Source organism: Thiohalocapsa sp. ML1 (assembly GCF_001469165.1).
In the GTDB taxonomy this organism is placed as follows: Bacteria; Pseudomonadota; Gammaproteobacteria; order Chromatiales; family Chromatiaceae; genus Thiohalocapsa.
Genome location: NZ_JABX01000035.1, coordinates 23,334 through 42,403 on the forward strand (window position 1 = coordinate 23,334; position 19,070 = coordinate 42,403).

General features: G+C 68.0%; 13 protein-coding genes. 10 read left to right on the top strand and 3 right to left on the bottom strand.

What is annotated here, in order from left to right:
- Positions 1-2: 2 nt before the first annotated feature.
- Together ML01_RS19250 and ML01_RS19255 are read right to left on the bottom strand one after the other, a co-directional pair.
- Positions 3-4,589, bottom strand: coding sequence for a response regulator (locus ML01_RS19250; protein WP_058557020.1), 4,587 nt, complete (start codon positions 4,587-4,589; stop codon positions 3-5).
- Between the two features lie 352 nt (positions 4,590-4,941).
- Positions 4,942-6,504, bottom strand: a complete 1,563-nt coding sequence (locus tag ML01_RS19255) for a hypothetical protein (RefSeq protein WP_058557021.1) — start codon at positions 6,502-6,504, stop codon at positions 4,942-4,944.
- 360 nt (positions 6,505-6,864) lie between these two features.
- On the opposite strand from ML01_RS19255, the gene ML01_RS19260 reads away from it, so the two are divergent.
- The 6 genes from ML01_RS19260 (at position 6,865) to ML01_RS19280 (ending at position 13,805) form a co-directional block, all read left to right on the top strand.
- Positions 6,865-7,419, top strand: a complete 555-nt coding sequence (locus tag ML01_RS19260; RefSeq protein WP_058557022.1) for a hypothetical protein — start codon at positions 6,865-6,867, stop codon at positions 7,417-7,419.
- A gap of 116 nt (positions 7,420-7,535) precedes the next feature.
- Complete coding sequence (gene polA, locus ML01_RS19265) at positions 7,536-10,244, top strand: DNA polymerase I (RefSeq protein WP_058557023.1); 2,709 nt, start codon at positions 7,536-7,538, stop codon at positions 10,242-10,244.
- 104 nt (positions 10,245-10,348) lie between these two features.
- Entirely contained in the window at positions 10,349-10,921 is a 573-nt protein-coding gene (locus tag ML01_RS19270; protein WP_058557024.1) for a Uma2 family endonuclease, read from the top strand.
- Between the two features lie 28 nt (positions 10,922-10,949).
- Positions 10,950-12,248, top strand: a complete 1,299-nt coding sequence (locus ML01_RS19275) for an AAA family ATPase (protein WP_058557025.1) — start codon at positions 10,950-10,952, stop codon at positions 12,246-12,248.
- A 201-nt stretch (positions 12,249-12,449) separates the two neighbouring features.
- Positions 12,450-12,869: a hypothetical protein gene (locus tag ML01_RS29050; RefSeq protein ID WP_156427859.1), complete on the top strand. Its 420-nt coding sequence runs from the start codon at positions 12,450-12,452 to the stop codon at positions 12,867-12,869.
- 522 nt (positions 12,870-13,391) lie between these two features.
- Positions 13,392-13,805 (top strand): hypothetical protein, encoded by a 414-nt coding sequence (locus ML01_RS19280; RefSeq protein ID WP_058557026.1) that lies wholly within the window; start codon positions 13,392-13,394, stop codon positions 13,803-13,805.
- 43 nt (positions 13,806-13,848) lie between these two features.
- On the opposite strand, the gene ML01_RS31450 is transcribed toward ML01_RS19280, so the two are convergent.
- A complete protein-coding gene (locus tag ML01_RS31450; protein ID WP_082674452.1) occupies positions 13,849-14,610 on the bottom strand; it encodes a pentapeptide repeat-containing protein in 762 nt (253 codons plus the stop codon).
- A gap of 330 nt (positions 14,611-14,940) precedes the next feature.
- Here ML01_RS31450 and ML01_RS19285 point away from each other — a divergent pair, with 330 nt between their 5' ends.
- The 4 genes from ML01_RS19285 to ML01_RS19300 all read left to right on the top strand — a co-directional run bounded on the left by ML01_RS19285 (position 14,941) and on the right by ML01_RS19300 (position 19,062).
- Entirely contained in the window at positions 14,941-16,212 is a 1,272-nt protein-coding gene (locus tag ML01_RS19285; protein ID WP_058557047.1) for an aminotransferase class V-fold PLP-dependent enzyme, read from the top strand.
- Positions 16,209-16,676: a Fe-S cluster assembly sulfur transfer protein SufU gene (sufU, locus tag ML01_RS19290; RefSeq protein WP_058557027.1), complete on the top strand. Its 468-nt coding sequence runs from the start codon at positions 16,209-16,211 to the stop codon at positions 16,674-16,676. Before ML01_RS19285 ends, sufU begins: the two co-directional genes overlap by 4 nt.
- Before the next feature lie 103 nt (positions 16,677-16,779).
- On the top strand, positions 16,780-17,619 hold the full coding sequence (locus ML01_RS19295; protein WP_162268066.1) for a hypothetical protein: 840 nt from the start codon (positions 16,780-16,782) through the stop codon (positions 17,617-17,619).
- A gap of 579 nt (positions 17,620-18,198) precedes the next feature.
- A complete protein-coding gene (locus ML01_RS19300) occupies positions 18,199-19,062 on the top strand; it encodes an adenylyl-sulfate reductase (RefSeq protein WP_173865200.1) in 864 nt (287 codons plus the stop codon).
- The last annotated feature ends 8 nt before the right edge of the window (positions 19,063-19,070 follow it).

A 19,070-nucleotide genomic window follows, 5' to 3' on the forward strand; every position in this document is an offset into this window, starting at 1 on the left:
GCTCAGGCGTTGCCGGTAAAGAGCAGCAGGGACTCGATCTGCGCCATGAGCTCGTCCTCGGCGAAGGGCTTGGCGACGAAGCGGTCCACGCCCGCCGCTAGGGCCTCCGCGCGCTGCGGATCGGCGGCCATGGAGGTAATCATGATGATGGGCAAACGGCGCAGGTCGTCGCTGTCGCGCACCCAGCGGGTGAGCTCGAGGCCGTTCATGCGCGGCATGTCGAGGTCCACGAGCAACAGGTCCGGCTGGCGGCTGCGCAGCATCACCTGCGCCTCGATGCCGTCGCGGGCGGTGGTCACGGCCATGTTCTCGCGCGCCAGCAGGCGCTGCGCGACGCGGCGCACGGTCTCGGAGTCGTCCACCACCAGCACCCTGGGCCGCGTGTCCGCGGGGCTGGCGGCCTGCGGCTGGCGTAGCGCGCGCAGCAGCGCCGGCAGGTCCGCGAGCAGCGCCACGCGCCCGTCCGGCAGCACCGTGCCGCCGGACAGCCAGCGCAGCGCCGCGAGCGGCGGCCCGAGGGGCTTCACCACCACGCGCTGGCTCTCCAGGAGCAGGTCCACCTGAAACGCGACCCGCTCCGCACCGGCCGCCACCAGCAGCACCGGCAGCCAGCGCTGCTGCGGCGGCGTCGGCACGGCGCCCGGATTCAGCGCCCGCTCGATGGGCTCCACCGGGAAGACCTCGCCGCGATAGGTGACCAGCGCATCGCCGGCGATCAAGCGCTCGCGCTCGACCCTGGCCACCGCGAGCGCGGTGCCGTGCGGCACGGCGAGCAGCGTGTCGGCGGCGCTCACCAACAGCGCCTCGACAATGGACAAGGTCAGCGGCAGGCGCACCGAGAAACGCGCCCCGCGGCCCGGCTTGGAGGCGAGCGCAAGCTCCCCGTTCAGCGAGGTCACCTGGGTGCTGACCACGTCGAGGCCGACGCCGCGGCCCGCGTCCTGCGTCAGCGCCGCGGCGGTGGAGAAGCCGGGCTTGAGCGTCAGCGCCATGAGCTCGCGCTCGGACACTTGTGCATCCGCCGCGATGAGGCCTTGCGCCAGCGCCCGCTCGCGCAGCCGCTCGGGGTCCATGCCGGCGCCGTCGTCGGCGATGTCGATGAGCACGTCGTTGCCTTCTCGGGCCACGCCGATGCTGACCTGGCCCACCGGCGGCTTGCCTTGCGCCGCGCGCGTCGCCGGTGGCTCGATGCCGTGCACGACGGCGTTGCGCAGCAGGTGCTCCAGCGCCGGCACGAAGCGCTCCAGCACATTGCGGTCGAGCGCGACGTCGGCGCCGCGCAGCACGAGCTGCGCGCGCTTGCCGTGGTCCTCCGCGGTGCGCCGCACGAGCCGTGCAAGGCGCGTCTCGATGCGGCCGAAGGGCAGCATGCGGGCGCCGAGCAGGTCGTCCTGCAGGGACTCGGCGATGCGCATCTGCTGGCGTAGCAGGTCGGCGTTGTCGCGCTGTAACTCGCCGATGGCGGCGGCGACGGCGCGGGACTCCGCGAGCAGGGCGGCGGACTCCCGCAGCCCGGGCAGCACCTCGTCGATCTCGTCTTCCGGCACCGGCACCGGCGCCGGCAGCGCCGGCGGGCCGGCCTCCACCAGCGCATCGATGCGCCGGCCGATGCGCCGCAGGCCGTCGTCGAGCTGCGCGAGCCGAAAGCCCAGGCGCGCGTTCTGCTGCACCAGCCGTGCGCGGTAGGTGCCGACCTCGCCGGAACGGTTGATGATGGCGTCGAGCCAGTCGGTGCCGACCCGCAGTTGCGTCGCCGGATCATCGCGGGGTGCAGTCGGGGCATCCGTGTCCGTTGCCTCCGGCAACGGCGCCGGCGTGGGATCGGCGGCCGCCGACGGCGCCGGCGCGGGCTGCAGAGGTTCCGGCACCGGCGCCGCGGGCGCCATGATGCCGGTCGTCTCTGCATCCGAGCGGGCGGCGGCGAGCTCCGCAACCAACGTGTCGGCGAGCATCAGCGGCGCGCCCTGCCGGGCGGCGTCGAGCTGCTCCGAGAGGGCGTCCAGCGTGCGTTGGAGCAATAGCGGGAGCTGCGCGACGGTGGCGGGTGCGAGGCTTTCGGTGCCGGCGAGCAGGGATTCCGCGGCGTGGCTCAGGTCGCCCAGCGGCGCGAGCCCCGCCATGCGCGCACTGCCCTTGAGCGTGTGCAGGCGGCGCCGGGCCAGCGCGAGCTCGTCGGCACCGGGGCCGGCGGCAGGCCAGGCGCGCAGTTGCCCGTCGAGGGCATCGATGATCTCCCGCGCCTCCTCGGTGAAGACCTGCACCAGACCCTCGCCGTCCAGAAGCTCATCGAGGCCCTCGTCGGCGAGCATTGCAGCGGTCGTGGCCGGCGGCTCGGCCGGCGGCTCGGCCGGCGGCGCCGCGGCGGGCTTCGGTATGGCCTCGGACTGCTCGCCGGGGCCGTCGCCCGGGGCGTTATCGTCGGCGTCGAGGGCGCGGGCGGGCGCCGTCGGCGTGGCCATCTCCGGCCGGGCCGCCTGTGGTCCGCTGTTGAGCAGCCGCAGCGGGATCACCTTGGCGCCCTGCGGGTTGGCGGCGGCGGCGAGCAGGGCCTTGGCGGTGCGCACCAGGTTCGCGGTGGGGGCCTTGCGGCGCTGCGCTTCGGCGTCGATGATCTCGGGCAGCAGCGCGACCAGGTCGGCGAGGAAATCCGCCGCCGTCACGTCGGCCGGCAGCTCCCGGTCCAGCAGGTGCTCCAGCACGCTCGCCGTGTTGCGGGCCAGGTCGGCAAGGTGCCGCGCGCCGACCAGGCTGCCGCTGTTCTTCAGCGTTTGGAAGGAGCGGCGCAGGATCGACAGCGCCACGTCGTCGTGGCGGTCCCTGGACCAGCGCTCGTGCTGCATGCGGATGGTATCGAGCTCGTCCTGCGCCTCGTCCAGGAACAGGTTCAGGAACTCCAGGTTCACCGACTGCGACACCTCGGACCAGGGCAGCGAGTCGCTGGCCTCGGAGTCGCCGTCCACCTCCTCGTTCGGGCGCAGCAGGCCGGACAGGCGCTCGATGGCGTAGTCCGCTTCGGCAATCATGCGCACGTCCGTCATGTCGCGCTCCAGCCGGTCTTCGAGGTGAATGTCCACGGCAGCCAGCGCGCGAGCAATGAGCTCGACGCCGGCCTCGCCGGGGAGCTGGCTCGGGTCCAGATAGCGGATGCGCAACTGCGTGGCCAGCGCGTCCAGGAGCCGCGCCGGCTCGGCCTCGCCGATGCCGCGCAGCGTGCCGGCGACGGCCTGCAAGGTGCGATAGGTGTCGGCGAGCTGCCCGCTCTGGCCGGGCTTCATCGCCCCGCTGCCGATGGCGTTGCGGGCGCCGGCCAAGGCGCTGCGGGCATCGCGCATGCTCTCCGCCGCGGCGTCGCGCGCGCGTGGCGCGGCGCGCTGGATGGGCGGGGTGTGCGGCGGTGCGGCCAGCTCGGCGCAGGCGGCGAGCTCGCCGTCCACCAGGCGCAGCGTGCGCAGCACATCACCGAGCCGGCCGGGGTCTGGCGAATCCAAGCTGCCGTCGAGCTCGATGGCCTCGGCGCAACGGCGGATGCGTTGGGCCGTCGCCTCCTGGCCGAGGGCCGACAGAGACTCCGCGAGGCGCACCAGGCGCCGCGGCATCGCGGCCAGCACAGCGGCGCTCGGCGGCTCGCCGCCGCGCAACAGCGGCGCGGCGATGGCGTCGAGCTCCCGGCGGAGCGCGTCCAGCATCGGTGCGGTGTCGTGCTCCGTGGACTGGCCGACGCCGTCCGGCTCCTCGTCATCGGTGAGGCGACGGCCGAAGATGCGCTCCAGCTCCTGCACCGCCGGCGATGTGGACGGCAACTGCGCCATACGCGCGAGCAGATCTCCGAGCAGCGCCGTCGCCAGGTCCGCGGGCCATTCCGGCGTCGATGCCGTGAGCGGCTTGAGGATCTTGTCGATGCGCCCGATGACGGCCTTGGTTGGGGCATCCGCCTCCAACTGGCCGTCGAGCAGCCCGTCGACGACGGCCTCCGCGCCAAGGAACAGCTCGTGCACCGGTCCCTGCTTAAAATAGCGGCGCATGTGGTTGAACAGGCGCGAGAGCCCGAGCAGGCCCTCGTGGGCGTTGTCGCCGTTGAACCAGCGCACGAGGTAGCGATGGAAGTGCGGGCGCACCTTCAGCGCCAGGCGCACCAGTGCCGCCAGCGAGTCCGACGCGACCTGCTCGTTCTGCGCGAGCACGGAGGCCGGAATCAGCAGCTCCGCCGAGCTCATCGGCGGCACACCGCGGGAATGACGCAGGTCGTTGATGCTGGCGAGCAGGGCCAGCGGGTCCTGGTGCTCGCCGGCGTCGGTGTGGCGCAGGTGCTCATCGAGCTGGACCACTGCGAGCGCCACGGACTGCCGGGCCTGCTCGGCGTCGACGGTCGCATCCTTGAGGATCTGCTCGCAGGTGCGCTGCATCTCCTCGGCGAGCATGGACGCGGCGGGCAAGGGCAGCGCCATCAGCACGGCGCGCATCTCGAACAAGAGCGTCACCGCGTCGGCCGTGTCGCCGCCGCTGCGCACCTGGGTGCCGATGCGCGCGAGGTTTGTGACGAGCTCCTCGCGCACCCACTTGAGGCCGCCCTTGGATCCATGTCCCGCCATGATTAACCCTACGCAATAAATCTAAGTGCGTGAGTTTACGACTAACAGGGGGTACCTCCTAACCATCGCGCGTGGAATCACGGATGGCGAGGCTCAGGGAAGGCGCCTTGTACGCCCAAAAGTGGCGAAGGGCGCGGGCGGAGCTGGGATCACCCTGGGCGTACGCTCAAGAATAACCGGTACACTCGTTGCTGCGGAGCTCGATGTTGGGCGATCGCGATCGATGGTGACAAATGCGGTTATGGGTAGGATTTCGATTTCGATTTCGATCCCGACGAACGGCGGGCGGAACGTGACTGTCGGAGATGGGGTTGTATCAGTTGTTGTTGGACGGTGCCTTGGTCGTCTCCGTTCAATACGACGGCGGCGGTGGCGCCCGGGTACAGCCGCGATCCGCGCAGTGCGCGACCTTGAGATCGCCGTTGGTCTCGTCGTAGTAGACCACCACGGGCAGGCCGTCGCGGCCCACGGCCACATCAATGTGCCATCCCACCGAGCCCTGGGAGTCCAGCGTCACCACGGTGGCGTCGGCACAGTCCATATCGGGGCAGTGCGCGAGCTTGATATCGCTATTGCTGTGGTCGTGGTAGGCGATGATCGGGCGTCCGTCCACGCCGAGCGCCACGGCCGGACTCGCGCCGACGGAGCCCTCTGCGTCCACGCGTTGCAGGGTCACGTCGTTGCACAGCGGGTCCCGGCAGCGTGCGGCCTTGAGGTCGTCGTTGAAGAAGTCCCAGTAGACGATAAAGGGCAGGCCCAGGGCATCGAGCACGAGGTCCGTGCCCATGCCGACGCCGCCCAAATCCACGGCGGTGGACTCGACCCCAGAGCAGCCCCGGTCGCTGCAGCGGGCGACCTTCAGGTCGCGCCGGCTCGCGTCGAAATAGCTCAGCACCGCAAGTCCGTCGGCACCCACCGCAATGGCGTTGTGCCAGCCGGCGTCGCCGGCGGTGTCGATGGGCCGCAGCACGGCGCTGTTGCAGCCCGGGTCGCGGCACAGCGCGACGAGCAGGTCGCGGTGGTTGCTGTCGTAGTAGCTGATGATGGGTAGGCCGTCTTCGGGCACGGCGATGTCCACGAACTTGCCGACGTCACCCGAGCTGTCCACGTCTACGATATCGGCCGTGAAGCAGCCGGCGTCGCGGCAGCGTGCGGCCTTCAGCACGCCGCGCTCGTTGTCGAAGTACGCAATGACGGGCAGCCCGTCGGCGCCGATGGCGAGCCCGATGGACCAGCCGACATCGCTGTCGGCGTCCACTACCGTCTGGCGCACGTTGGTGCAGGCCGGGTCCGCGCAGTGGGCGACTTTGAGGTCGCGGTTGCCGTAGTCCAGGTAGGCGACCACCGGCAGACCGTCGCCGCCGATGGCGATGGCCGGTGACCAGCCGACATCGCCCGCGGTGTCGAGGGTGCCGAGCCGGTTGAAGCCGCCGACGGGCTCGGGCGGCGGCGGCGGCGCCGGCTTGGCGGCGCCCTCGCCGAGCTCCAGGCTGAAGGCGTCGAAGCGCGAGCGGTCGTCCCCCGCCACCACCCGCAGGATGTGACTGCCGGGCGTCACGCCGGGTGGCATCGGCCCCGCCTCGATGTAGGTCTGCGTCGCCTCGCGCACCGGCAGGGGCATGCTGTCGAGCGTGACTGTCGGCAGTCGGAGGCCGAAGTGCTCACCCCGGATGCGCAGCACCTTCGTCTCCGGGTCCAGGCTCGCCCCCAGAATGATGAGCTGCGGGTTGTCGAGCCACTCGTAGGACTGAGCACCGCCGGCCACGGGGAGCCCCAGGAGCAGCAGCATGGACAGGAGCCTGAGCATGGGGGGCGTGTGACGGAGCAGGATCTCGGCGAAACGGGTATTGGCGATGCGCGGACCCGAGCCGCGGCGGCCGGCGCACGCGCGGTCCGCCGGCTGCGGCTGTGCCACGCCGACGATGGCCCGAGCGCTCTGAATGTTACACCGCGGTGCAGACCTGCTTTCGGACACTGCGCACGTTGCCCGCTATTGGCCGCGCCCTGATCGCTTGCCCCGGCAGGCCCGGCCGAGCGCTGCGGGCAGATGCACGCCGCAGTCCGGTGCAAATGCCCGTGCAACGGATCGGGGCTTGACCGCCCCCGCGCGTCGTACGCGGGCGCCACCGCGGGCGCGATGGCACCGAATGCGCCCCACTCCGGAGGACTGGAAGACAAGCGCTATTGAAATTATGGAATTCCACTATGCGCACGCTGGACATCCAGCGCGCTATCCCCCAACATGCACAGGGCCACCCAATCCCGGAGCATCGCCATGACAGACGCCCGACTGCTGCGCCGCCACCGCGCCTACTACCCCGGCTGGGCGCAGCCTTTTGGCCTGTGGGAGCTGCTGCGGGATGCGCGCGTCGACCTGCGCTGGCTGCTGGGCGACGGCGAGATCGGCCTCGTGCTGGATCCGTCCGTGCGCACGCAACTGCGCGGTGGCGACACCGAGTGCTTGGGTGGCCTCTTCGCCGACGCCGCGCCCCCGGCGCCGAGCGGCGAGCCCCGGCGGCTGGCGGTGGCGCAGAGCCGGCCCGCCCTCATCGATGTCGGCGGCGAGACGCTCCGGCTCGGCCGGCTCACGCTGCGGCAGTGTCCGGCCGCGATCATGGACCGGGTCCGCCGGCTGCTGACACCGGGCGCGGAGGTCCATTTGTTCGAGAGCTTCCATCCGTTCCTGAACCCCGGCACGCGCATCCTGACGCTGTCGCGCCGGGCACCGCTTGCGCTGGTCTACCGGGAGCTCGGGCCCGCGCTGATCCGCGCCGCGCCCTTGGCCACGCCCACGGCGCCACGCCGCCTGCTCGAGGCCGCCTGCGCCTGAGCGCCGGCTGGCCGGGCTGTCCGCCCGCGCGCCGGCTTTGGGTCACAGGCGCCCGGGCACCGGCGCGGCGCCGTGCATGCTACCGTTGCGGCTTTCCGCCCTGACCCCAGAGTCCGATGCCCGACCGGTACCCGCTCGTCCTCGTGGACGCTTCCGGCTATCTCTTTCGCGCCTATCACGCGCTGCCGAAGCTGACCAACTCCCGCGGCGAGGCCACCGGCGCCCTCGTCGGCGTGCTGAACATGCTGCGCAAGCTCATCGACGAGCAGCGGCCCGACTATATCGGCGTGGTCTTCGACGCCTCCGGGCCGACCTTCCGCGACCGCCTCTACACCGACTACAAGGCCAACCGCCCGCCGATGCCGGATGAGCTGCGCGAGCAGCTCGCGCCGCTCAAGGAGATCATCCGCGCCATGGGGCTGCCGCTCTTGGAGGTGCCCGAGGTCGAGGCCGACGACGTCATCGGCACCCTCGCGCAGCGCGCCACCGACGCCGGCCTTGCGACGCTGATCTCCACCGGCGACAAGGACATGGCACAGCTCGTGAGCGAGCACGTCACGCTGGTCAACACCATGTCCGACACGGTGCTCGACCCGGCCGGCGTCGAGGCGAAGTTCGGCGTGCCGCCCGCGCGCATCGTCGACTACCTGGCGCTGATGGGCGACAGCATCGACAACATCCCGGGCGTGCCCAAATGCGGGCCGAAGACCGCCGCGAAGTGGATTCAGGACTATGGGAGCCTGGACGGCGTCATCGCCAACGCCGAGCAAGTCAAGGGCAAGGTCGGCGAGAACCTGCGCGCGGCGCTGGAACAACTGCCGCTGTCGCGGCAGCTCACCACCATCAAGACCGATGTGGCGCTCGACTTCGGCCCGACGGACCTGGTGCCCGGTGCGCCGGACCTGGACCTGCTCCGCGGCTGGTACGAGCGCATCGAGTCGCGGCGGCTATTGGCCTCGCTGAACGGCGAGTCGGGCGGCGACGACCCGGCGCCGGCCAAGCCCGCGCCCGAATACGCGATGATCCTGGATGAGGCCAGCCTCGATGCCTGGCTGGAGAAGCTGGCCGCGGCCGATCTCTTCGCCTTCGACACCGAGACCACGGATCTGGCCTACATGAACGCCCGCATCGTCGGCGTGTCCTTTGCCGTCGACACCGCCGGCAGCGTCGAGGCGGCCTACGTGCCGCTGGCGCACAGCTATGTCGGCGCGCCGGAACAACTGGATCGAGACGCCGTGCTTGCGCGCTTAAAGCCGCTCTTGGAAGACCCGGCGCGCCACAAGGTCGGCCAGAACCTGAAATACGACATCAGCGTCTGCGCGAACCACGGCATCGCGGTCACCGGCTGCGTGCACGACACCATGCTGGAGAGCTATGTGCTCGACAGCACCGCGACGCGCCACGACATGGACTCGCTCGCGAAGAAGTACCTGAACCACGACACGATCCACTTCGAGGAGATTGCCGGCAAGGGCGCCAAGCAGCTCACCTTCGATCAGGTCCCGCTGGAGCAGGCCGGCCCCTACGCCGCTGAGGACGCCGACGTGACGCTCCGGCTGCACCGCACGCTGTGGCCGAAGATCGAGGCGACGCCGTCCGTGGCCGCCGTGTACCGAGACATCGAGATGCCGCTGGTGCCGGTGCTCTCCGGCATGGAGCGCACCGGCGTGCGCATCGACGCCGACGAGCTGCGCGCGCAGAGCACGGACCTCGCGCACCGCGCCCTAGAGCTGGAAGAGCGCGCCTACGCCACCGCCGGGCGCAAGTTCAATCTCGGCTCGCCGAAGCAGATCGGCGCCATCTTCTTCGACGAGCTGAAGCTGCCCGTGGTGGCCAAGACGCCGAAGGGCCAGCCGTCCACATCGGAGGCCGTGCTGGAGCAACTCGCCGCCGACGGCTACGAGCTGCCGAAGCTCATCGTCGAGCACCGCGGGCTCACCAAGCTCCGGTCAACGTACACCGACAAGCTGCCGGCGCTCATCAACGCCGCCACCGGCCGCGTGCACACGAGCTATCACCAGGCCGTGGCCGCCACCGGGCGGCTGTCGTCATCGGACCCGAACCTCCAGAACATCCCCATCCGCAGCGAAGACGGCCGGCGCATCCGCCGCGCCTTCGTGCCGGAGCCGGGGTTCCGCATGCTGGCCGCGGACTACAGCCAGATCGAGCTTCGCATCATGGCGCACCTGTCCGGCGACGAGCGCCTGCGCGCCGCCTTCGCCGAGGGCCAAGACATCCATCGCGCCACCGCCGCCGAGATCCACGGCCTGCCGCTCGACGCCGTCACCACCGAGCAGCGCCGCAGCGCCAAGGCCATCAACTTCGGCCTCATCTACGGCATGTCCGCGTTCGGCCTCGCGCGCCAGCTCGGCATCGAGCGCGGCGTCGCGCAGGAATACGTGGATCTCTACTTTGCCCGCTACCCTGGCGTGCGCGCGTTCATGGACCGTATCCGCGCCCAAGCCCGCGCCGACCGCTATGTCGAGACCCTCTTCGGCCGCCGGCTTTACCTCGCCAACATCAACCACAGCAACGGCCAGCTACGCAGCGCCGCCGAGCGCACCGCCATCAACGCGCCGATGCAGGGCACCGCGGCGGACATCATCAAGCGCGCGATGATCCGCGTCCACGACTGGCTCCGCACCGAGCAGCCGCCGGTGCGCATGATCATGCAGGTGCACGACGAGCTGGTGTTCGAGGTGGCAGACGGCGCCGTCGATGCCGCCCGCGAGCGCATCCAGACCATCATGCAAGGCGCCGCCGAGCTGGCCGTGCCGCTCATCGTCGATACCGGCGTCGGGGATAACTGGGATGAGGCGCATTGAGCGGGATGCGGCCGCAGCGCATGCAGCCGCGGCCCGTCATTGAGCGGCGCAGGTCGGATGTATGATCCGCACCAGATGACGAGCCCACGCTTGACACCAACGCCATGGCCAACGCCGTCCGAGACCCAACCCCGAGCCACGTCCATCGCTGGACCCGAGCCGAGTACGAGCACATCGTCAACACCGGCGGCTTTTCCGCCAGCACACGCCTGGAGTTGCTCGACGGCGAGATCCTCGACATGAGCCCACAGAAGAGCCTGCACGCCAGCACCTGCGACCTGGTAGAGGCGGCGCTCCGGGCCTGTCCCTTCGACGCCGCGTACCTGCGCACCCAAAAGCCGCTCGCCATCGACGCCACCTCCGAGCCCGAGCCGGACGTCGCCGTCGTCCCCGGATCACCGCGCGATTACGTCCATCACCACCCCACCACCGCGCTGCACATCGTCGAGGTCGCCGACAGCAGCCTGGACTACGACCGCAGCCGCAAGGCCCGCGTCTACGCCCGCAACGGCGTGCCGGACTACTGGATCATCAACCTGCGGGATCTGGTGTTGGAGGTCTACCGACAGCCCAACGCCGACGGTTATCGGTCACGCGACACGCTGCTCGCCGGCGACATGGCGAGCCCGCTGGCTGCGCGCGATTGCGCTGTTGCGGTTGCGAGCCTGTTGCCGTGAGCCGATAACGATCCGACTTCCGTCTCTCATGCATATCGACCACATTACGCTCCAGAGCATCCGCGGTTTCCGCCAACTGGACTTCGACCTGAAGCGGCCTGGGGGTGGCTATGCCGGCTGGACTGTGTTCACTGGCGACAACGGCTCCGGCAAGAGCACGTTGCTTAAGACGATCGCCGTTTGCCTGACGGGAGCCGACACCGCACGCGCGTTACAGCCAAGTTTCCGCGGCTGGATACGCTGCGGCGCCGTTAAGGAGCCAGCCTACATCCAGCTGCACATTGCAGGGATACCCGAAGACGATGGAATGACAGGCGAAGGCCGACGACGCGGCGGCCCCTTCCCGGCGAGATTGGGACTGGAGCCAGGGGGAGAGGACGTCGTAGTTCGCGCAGTCAAGCCCGAGGGAACGCCCCGCACTTACTCAACGCCAGGCCGTTCCATTTGGTCTCCGAAGGCAAGCGGTTGGTTCAGTTGCGGTTATGGCCCGTTCCGCCGCGTATTCGGTGCATCCCCCGAGGCAGCACGCGCGATGGTATCGCCCGCGTCCGAGCGCTTCGTCACCATGTTCCAGGAAGCAGCGTCGCTCAAAGAGGTCGATGAATGGCTGCGCACACTGAACCACAAGAAGCTTGAAGGGAAGTCGGAAGAGAGCGCCCAGTTGGATTTGCTGTTGAACCTTCTTTCCGACGATCTCCTGCCGAACGAGATTACCGTCGATGGTGTTGACTCGGACGGCCTTTGGCTGCAGGACCGCAATGGCACGCGCCTGTCTTGGGACGAGATGAGCGACGGTTACCGGGCGAGTCTCGCACTGCTTGCCGATATTCTGCGCCACTTGATCAAGGTTTACGGTTTCGCCGATCTCACCGGAACCGATGAGCAAGGCAACACCTACGTGAAGCGCAGCGGCGTCGTATTGATCGACGAAGTTGATGCTCACCTGCACCCGGAATGGCAGCGGGAGATCGGCTTCTGGCTGAAGCGGCATTTCCCGATGATTCAATTTCTTGTCACAACGCACAGCCCACTGATCTGCCAGGCGGCGGACCCGAATGGTCTGTTTGTGCTGCCAGAGCGGGGTTCGGCCGAGCTCCCGCAGCCGCTGAGCGATGCGGATTACCAAAAGGTGATCGCGGGACGACCTGATACCATCCTGCTAACACCGGCCTTCGGTCTGCCGAACACGCGTTCACCTCGGGCGGTCGATGCGCGGGCTGAGCTCGCGAAGTATCGAAGCAAGCGGCGAGCCGGTGCTCGCTTGTCGCCGCAAGAACAGGACAAGTACCAGCAGTTGAAGCTGTTCGAGACCGAAGAGGAATTGTAGATCGGCATGCGTCGGATCTACCGCCTCCCGCTGCCCGCAGGGGTGCGCTTCCGGCTCGGCCGAAAGCAGGTTCTTGCAAATTGACAGCGCCGCGACGCGCAGTTCAATGCCGAGCGCATCTGGAGGAATGCGCGTCAAACGCGCTGCCTTCGCGACGTCGAGGCTACACTGAAGCGCATGGCGGGCAGGACCGAGCGCTGCATGTACTGCGAAGACTCTCACGGCACTGATATCGAACATTTCCGCCCGAAGACACCCTTCCCCGAGTGCCTGTTCGTCTGGACGAACATGCTGCTGTGCTGCGCAGAGTGCGGTCGCCTCAAGGGCAAGCAATTCCCAACCGATGCGATGGGCGAGCCTCTCTTGATCGATCCCACCGTTGATGCTCCCTGGGAGCACCTGGATTTCGACCCGGAGACCGGCAACGTGGTAGCTCGGTTCGATCTCGAACGGAACGCCTTCTGCCCCAAAGGCGAGAAGACGGTAGAGACGCTCCACTCTCCACTCTCCACTCGCATCGGAGAGAATCGCTTGCTCGTATCTACCAGCGCAGTTACAGCAGCATCGTCAGGATCATCGTCACGGCGATCGAGGCGGTCGAACCCGATGCTGATGAGCTGATCGAGCAGCTCCGCGAACGTGACGACAACGGCATTCTGGCATGGTGTTTCGATGGCAACGGCCAACACCGGGCGCCGATCTCGGAGCTCCGGCATAGGCATCCAGACATCTGGCAAATTTGCCGCGAGCGCTTGCTTTGACACGTCGTCCTTTGACCCGTCGTCCTTTGACCCGTCGTCGAGCGTCGGGATGCTGGCCACGGGGCGCGAAAGTGGATCGCATTCGGGATGTGCCCGCACCTTGAGCCCGCGGACATTGGTCAGACCCCGAACCACGCGCAACAATCCGTGGCTCCCAAGGCCCCCGGAGCAGCGTCATGATTCGTCGCATCTACATCGATCGCGAGGGGCTGGGAGCGATGAGCCGTCGGGTAACTCAGGTCGTCTTGCTCTGCGAGGACAGTCAGCACGAAACCTTTGCGCGTCGCTTTCTGGAGCTGTTGGGGGTCCACCGACGGGCCGTTCGGGGTTCGGGGTTCGGGTCGAGAAGGCGCCGAAGGGGCGAGGCAGCGGCGAGCAATGGGTGCGCGAGGCCTACCCGAAGGAAGTCAAGGCTTTGCGCAGCAAGCGCTATATCGAAGGACGGGCGCTCGTTGTCATCATCGACGAGGACACGCAATCCACCGGTGCACGCACGGTGGGCCTTGGGCAGGCGCTCAAAGGTCACGACCTATCAGACCGTCCGCGCGATGAAGCGATCATCCACGTCATTCCCGCCCGCAACATCGAGACCTTGATCACCTATCTCGCAGGGCAGGATGTCAACGAGACGACGGCGTACCCGAACCTCGACCGGCCAGGTAATTGTGCGGATCTGGTGGGAAAGCTAATGGAGATGTGTGACCAGCGCGCGCTGCGGCAGCGGGCTCCGGCCTCTCTCGAGCGGGCCTGCGTCGAGTTTCATGCGAGGTGGCGACGCGCCGGAGCCTCGGGTTGAGGGTGCCGGGAGCGGGGGCCCGGGGTGGGCTGGAGCATGGTCCTCACCGCTGCGATGCCGGCCGGCTGGGAACAAAGCCGTCGTCCAGCGCCTGCTCCGGGACGTAAGGCAATCCTCCGGCAGCCGTACATGCTCGCCGACGGCCAGCAGCGCGTCGTTGGCCTGTCGGCGTGCCCGCGCCAGATCTCGGTGAGCATCGCTTCCACCTCCGGTGCCAGGCTGGGCTGTCGGCCAGCCGGTCCGCGATCTCGGCGCGGGCGTTCTGGACCTCCTCGGACAGGATCGGGGGCAACTGCCCGAGCCAATGTGTGTGATGGAGTCGCGGCGCATCAAGCCGAATCTCCATCGCGGAGCACTCATGCACCGTCGCCCCCGTCAAATCCACCCCCGCCGCCTGCACCCGATCCAACCGGCACCGATCCAGCACCGACCGCGACAGGTCCGCGCCGTCGAGCCGGGCGTCGCTGAGATCGCAGTCGGTGAATTCGCCGCCGTCCAGCGTCGCGCCGCGAGATCGGCACCGCGCAGGTCCAGCGGGCGGTCCGGGCGGCCTTCCCAGCGCTGGAAGCGCCGTTCCGCGCCCTGGAGCTGGAAGCCGGCCAGGCTGTCGCCGGGGTGGCCGCGTTCGAAGGCGTAGAGCCCGTAGGCCAGCCAGCTCGCTGATGCGCGAGCGGTAATTGGCGCATATGGCGGCGAGGCCGGCAAGGATGCGACGCTCGCCGAGATCCGCCCCGATGCGCTCTGGCTCGGCGCCTTCATGCTCGGCGGGCTCATCGTCGCTCCGACCAGCGCGGGCGGTCTGCAGAGCGGGCTAGGAGCTCGGCGGCTTTAGGGTCCGCTGTGCGGACCATCGGCCCTGGCGAGGCGCGTCGGGATCGGGATCGCTATCGAAATCGCGAGCATGGACGGCGCGCCTGCGTCAGTCGGCGTCGCCAAGGAGCCCGAGAGAGCGGGGGTCATGTCTCACATCGCACCTGCTTGGCAGCTCCTTCCGTGCACAGCCCGCCCGCAAGCTGCGTATGGTCGGCCCTGAGGTCCGGGCATCGATCGTTCCGTCGCGCGCTTCGCAGGCCGGGCTGCGGGGTCTAAACTCCGACCGATGCACGAGGTTTCTGCAATGCCCTGCGAGGAGCTCATGACCTTAGCCGCCGAGATCGCCGCCGCCGACGCCCCCGAGCCATCCGGCCCGCGCCCCTGGGACCTGGACGCGATCCGCCGGGACTTTCCGATCCTGAATCAGCAGGTCAACGGCGCGCCCTTGGCCTACCTGGATAACGCCGCGACGGCACAGAAGCCGACGGCGGTGATCGAGTCCATTGCCGATTTCTATCGCCACGACAACGCCAACGTGCACCGCGCCGTGCACGCGCTGGCGGAGCGCGCGACGCTGGCCTACGAGGGCGCCCGCGAGCGCGTGCGCGGCTGGATCAATGCCCGCTCCGTGAGCGAGGTGGTGTTCCTGCGCGGGACCACGGAGGCCATCAACCTCATCGCCCATGGCTTGGGTCAGGGCTGGTCCGCGGGCGACCGCGTCGTGCTGACGCAGATGGAGCACCACGCCAACATCGTGCCCTGGCAGTTGCTGCGCGAGCGCGCCGGCATCGACATCGCGGTGCTGCCCATCAATGACGCGGGCGAGCTGGACCTGGCGGGGTTGCCGCGCCTGCTCGCGCCCCCGACCCGGCTGTTGGCGTTGACGCACGTGTCCAACGTGCTCGGTACCGTCAACCCCATCGCAGACATCGTACACATCGCTCACGAGCATGGCGTGCCGGTGCTGGTGGACGGCGCCCAGGCCATGGCCCATCAGCGTGTGGACGTGCAGGCGCTCGACTGCGACTTCTATTGCTTCTCCGGCCACAAGATGTTCGGCCCCACCGGCATCGGCGTGCTCTATGGCAGGCAGGCGCACTTGGCCGCGCTGCCGCCCTGGCAGGGCGGCGGCGAGATGATCCGCCGGGTGACCTTCGAGCGGGTGCGCTTCGCCGACCCGCCGCAGCGCTTCGAGGCCGGCACCCAGGACTTCGCCGGCGCCGTCGGCCTTGCCGCCGCCATCGACTATCTCGACAACCTCGATCAGGGCGCCCTGGCCCGCCACGAGCAGAGCCTGCTCCGCTATGCCGTGGAGCGCCTGGACGCTGTCCCGGGTCTGCGCCTGATCGGCCGCGCCGCGCACAGGGCACCCGTGCTGTCTTTTCTGGTGGACGGCGTGCATGCGCATGACATGGGCACGCTGCTGGACCGCAAGGGCGTCGCCGTACGCACCGGCCACCATTGCGCGATGCCGCTGATGGACTTCTACGGCGTGCCGGCCACGACCAGGGCGTCGCTCGCGTTCTACAACACCCGCGACGAGATCGACCGCCTGGCGGATGCTATCGACTATGCACGTGGGGTGCTCGCATGAGCAACGAGCTCGACGACCTCTACCAGGAGATCATCCTGGACCACAACCGCCACCCGGCCAACTTCCGGTCCATGGTGGATGCCCACCGCACCGTTGAAGCGGATAATCCGCTCTGCGGTGACCGCCTGACGCTGTACCTCAAGCTCGACGACGACGGCGAGCACATCGCGGACCTGAGCTTTCAGGGCAGCGGCTGCGCTATTTCTGTTGCATCGGCGTCGCTGCTCACTCAGCGCCTCAAGGGCGCCACCGTCGCCGAGGCCGAGGCGCTGTTCGAGACCATGCGCGGCGTGCTCACCGGCGTCATCGATGCTGCCGATACTACGGAAGCCCTGGGCGGCCTCGCGGCGCTGGCCGGCGTGCGCCGCTACCCGATGCGGGTCAAGTGCGCAACGCTGAGCTGGCATGCGCTAAAGGCGGCGCTCGGCGCGGAGGATGCGGCGGACAGCGTCAGTACGGAATAATCGCGCGACGCTCGCCGACCACCCGCGCCGGCTGAGCCGAGGACCGAGGGCCGAAATGATCAGAGCTCACTCTCAACGTCTCTTGCAGCCATATTCGGCACAGGTGCAGATCGCTGAATCCGGTGGCGCGCGAGCACTCTCAACAGATGGGGACCTGTGGGAGTTTCAATTCATCTATGCAAACGGTCGTGGTGGCAAACCGAACGGCCCGCCGCAGCGCGGTCGCTTCATCCGGGCGGCGCATATCCGGCATCGCGATCTCGCCCAGTTGATCGCCAACCCCTCCACGGAAGATGGCGAAGTGGACCAGCGAATACTCGACTTAGCGACATTTTTGCTCGACGCCCGACTGCCGTTCGAGGCCGCCGACCGTTATGAATACTGGCTGCTTGAGCCCAAGAACGGCTCCCCGCTGGCGTTGATCTTCTCTTGTGTAGAGGCCTCCGAGATGGCGTCGTTTCCGAAGCTCACGGAATGGACGGCGCTCCCGGCGGCGGTGATGCCCGTTGAAACGAGCGAGGCGGAGCGCAGCAGGTCCTATGGCCCTGTGAATTACCGACTAGAACGCTGCGTCGCCGAGCGCGCAGGTCCAAAACCGCGCGCGCAGTGGTTCACCCGGAGGTACCACGAGAGCGAGGAGTTCCCGCCCTTCCTGGTTCGCGAGGATTGGGACCATGACGAGCATCAGGACCTGTGCCGGCGCTATCTGCATCGCCAAGCCCCCCGCTTATTGATGCTGCATGGCGTAAGCTGGGAGAACCGCCAGCGCATGGAGCTGGCGGCCAAGGCGAACGCGCTCGACGTGGCGCGCTTCTATGCGCTCTACCCGGAAGTCGCCGACCAAGGCGTTATGGATAAGATTCGCATTGAAGCGCGACTGCGCATGGCGGCAGGGGAGACCGCCTACGCCATGGGGCGCCGCGATGGCGTCCTTTATCAATAAAGCAAGCCGGCAATGGGCTGGCCTTGATCATAACGCCGGGCAGGCGGTCGCGACGACTGCGTACTCAGGGCGGCCTCGCTCGACAGATCAAGGCTGGGGGCGCTCGCTACGGGCGCCGGACGCTTCACCGACGCGGACGCACAGCTTTTGTCCAGTCAGCGATACGGCAAATTACTGTGCCGGTTGCCGCTTCCGCCGCGGGCAGCGCAGAGCTTATGGGGGCATAACGGCCGAGGCATGGCAAGCCACAGCGGCGGTGGCTCAGCGCCACGGCCCGGGCCTGGGCGGCGGGTTTAGGAGGGACGATAATAGCTACAAAAACAGTGGCCTGCACTTTTCTTGTCGAAGGCGCGAGCCATCATTAGCAGCGGTTATGACGCCCGAAAATGTTTCAATCACGGGTGGCCTACCAAAACGCTTAGACTGTGCCGTTATCGCACGGATGCGTTAAATACACCGCCGATCTCCCAATGGACGGGTTGGGTTCCCGCCCCTTCGGCATACCGGTGCACCTGATGCGAGGGCGGATCGGGTCACTGTTTCTGAGATAGTCCAGGTCCTAAGTGGGGTCACCAACCAATGATCACAACCAACCCATTCGCGGCTCTGTCCGCGAGCCTCCCGCTGGAACCCGGGGTCATGCAGGCGTACGTCGTTCTCATGGTCCTGTTGGTCATCGGCGGCACCTTGCTCGATGTTGTGCACAAGAAGAGCGCGCAGTACTTCTTCGAGAAAGGTCAAGCGCTGAAGAAAATCGCCAAGCGCGAGGTCAACGGCGGCGAGAAGCTGAGCCTGGCTGTCAGCACGCTCACGAACGAGGTGTTGTCCTCCAGCGAGTTCGAAAACCCCGATCGGCGCTTCGCTCACCTCTTCACCATGTACGGCTTCGTGTTCTTTGTGGTGACGACCGCGATCATGATCTTCGGCCTGCCGCTCGCTGAAGGCGAGAGCTCCTTCTTCGCGCCGCTGTTCTGGCATCTCGGTGCCGTCTCCATCTGCTTCGGCGGTTCTTGGTTCTGGTTCAAGCTCCGCGCCGATGTGCGTTCCGATGGCAACCTTTGGTACAACGTGCACCAGTCGGACATCTTCGTCGTGTCCCTGATGCTGATGGCGGCTTTCGCGCTGGTCTGGTCCTTTCTGCAATCCATCACCGGCTCAACCTCGGTCTTGAGCCTGCTCGCATTCGTGCTCTTCATTGCGTCAGCGACCACGCTGTTCAGCACCATTCTGTGGTCGAAGTTTGCGCACATGTTCTTCAAGCCGGCGGCGGCGTTCCAGAAGAAGGTTGCTGTCGCGGACGGCTCTCGTGACAAGCTGCCGGAGATCCCCGACCTGTCGAGTGCCGAGTGCAAGGAGCGTTACCCGGACATCCCCGAGTACATGGGTGACAACCCCCCCAATATGGGCCTCGGCATCAAGCGCGAAGCGCCGTCCCATTTCTAATCTCGCGT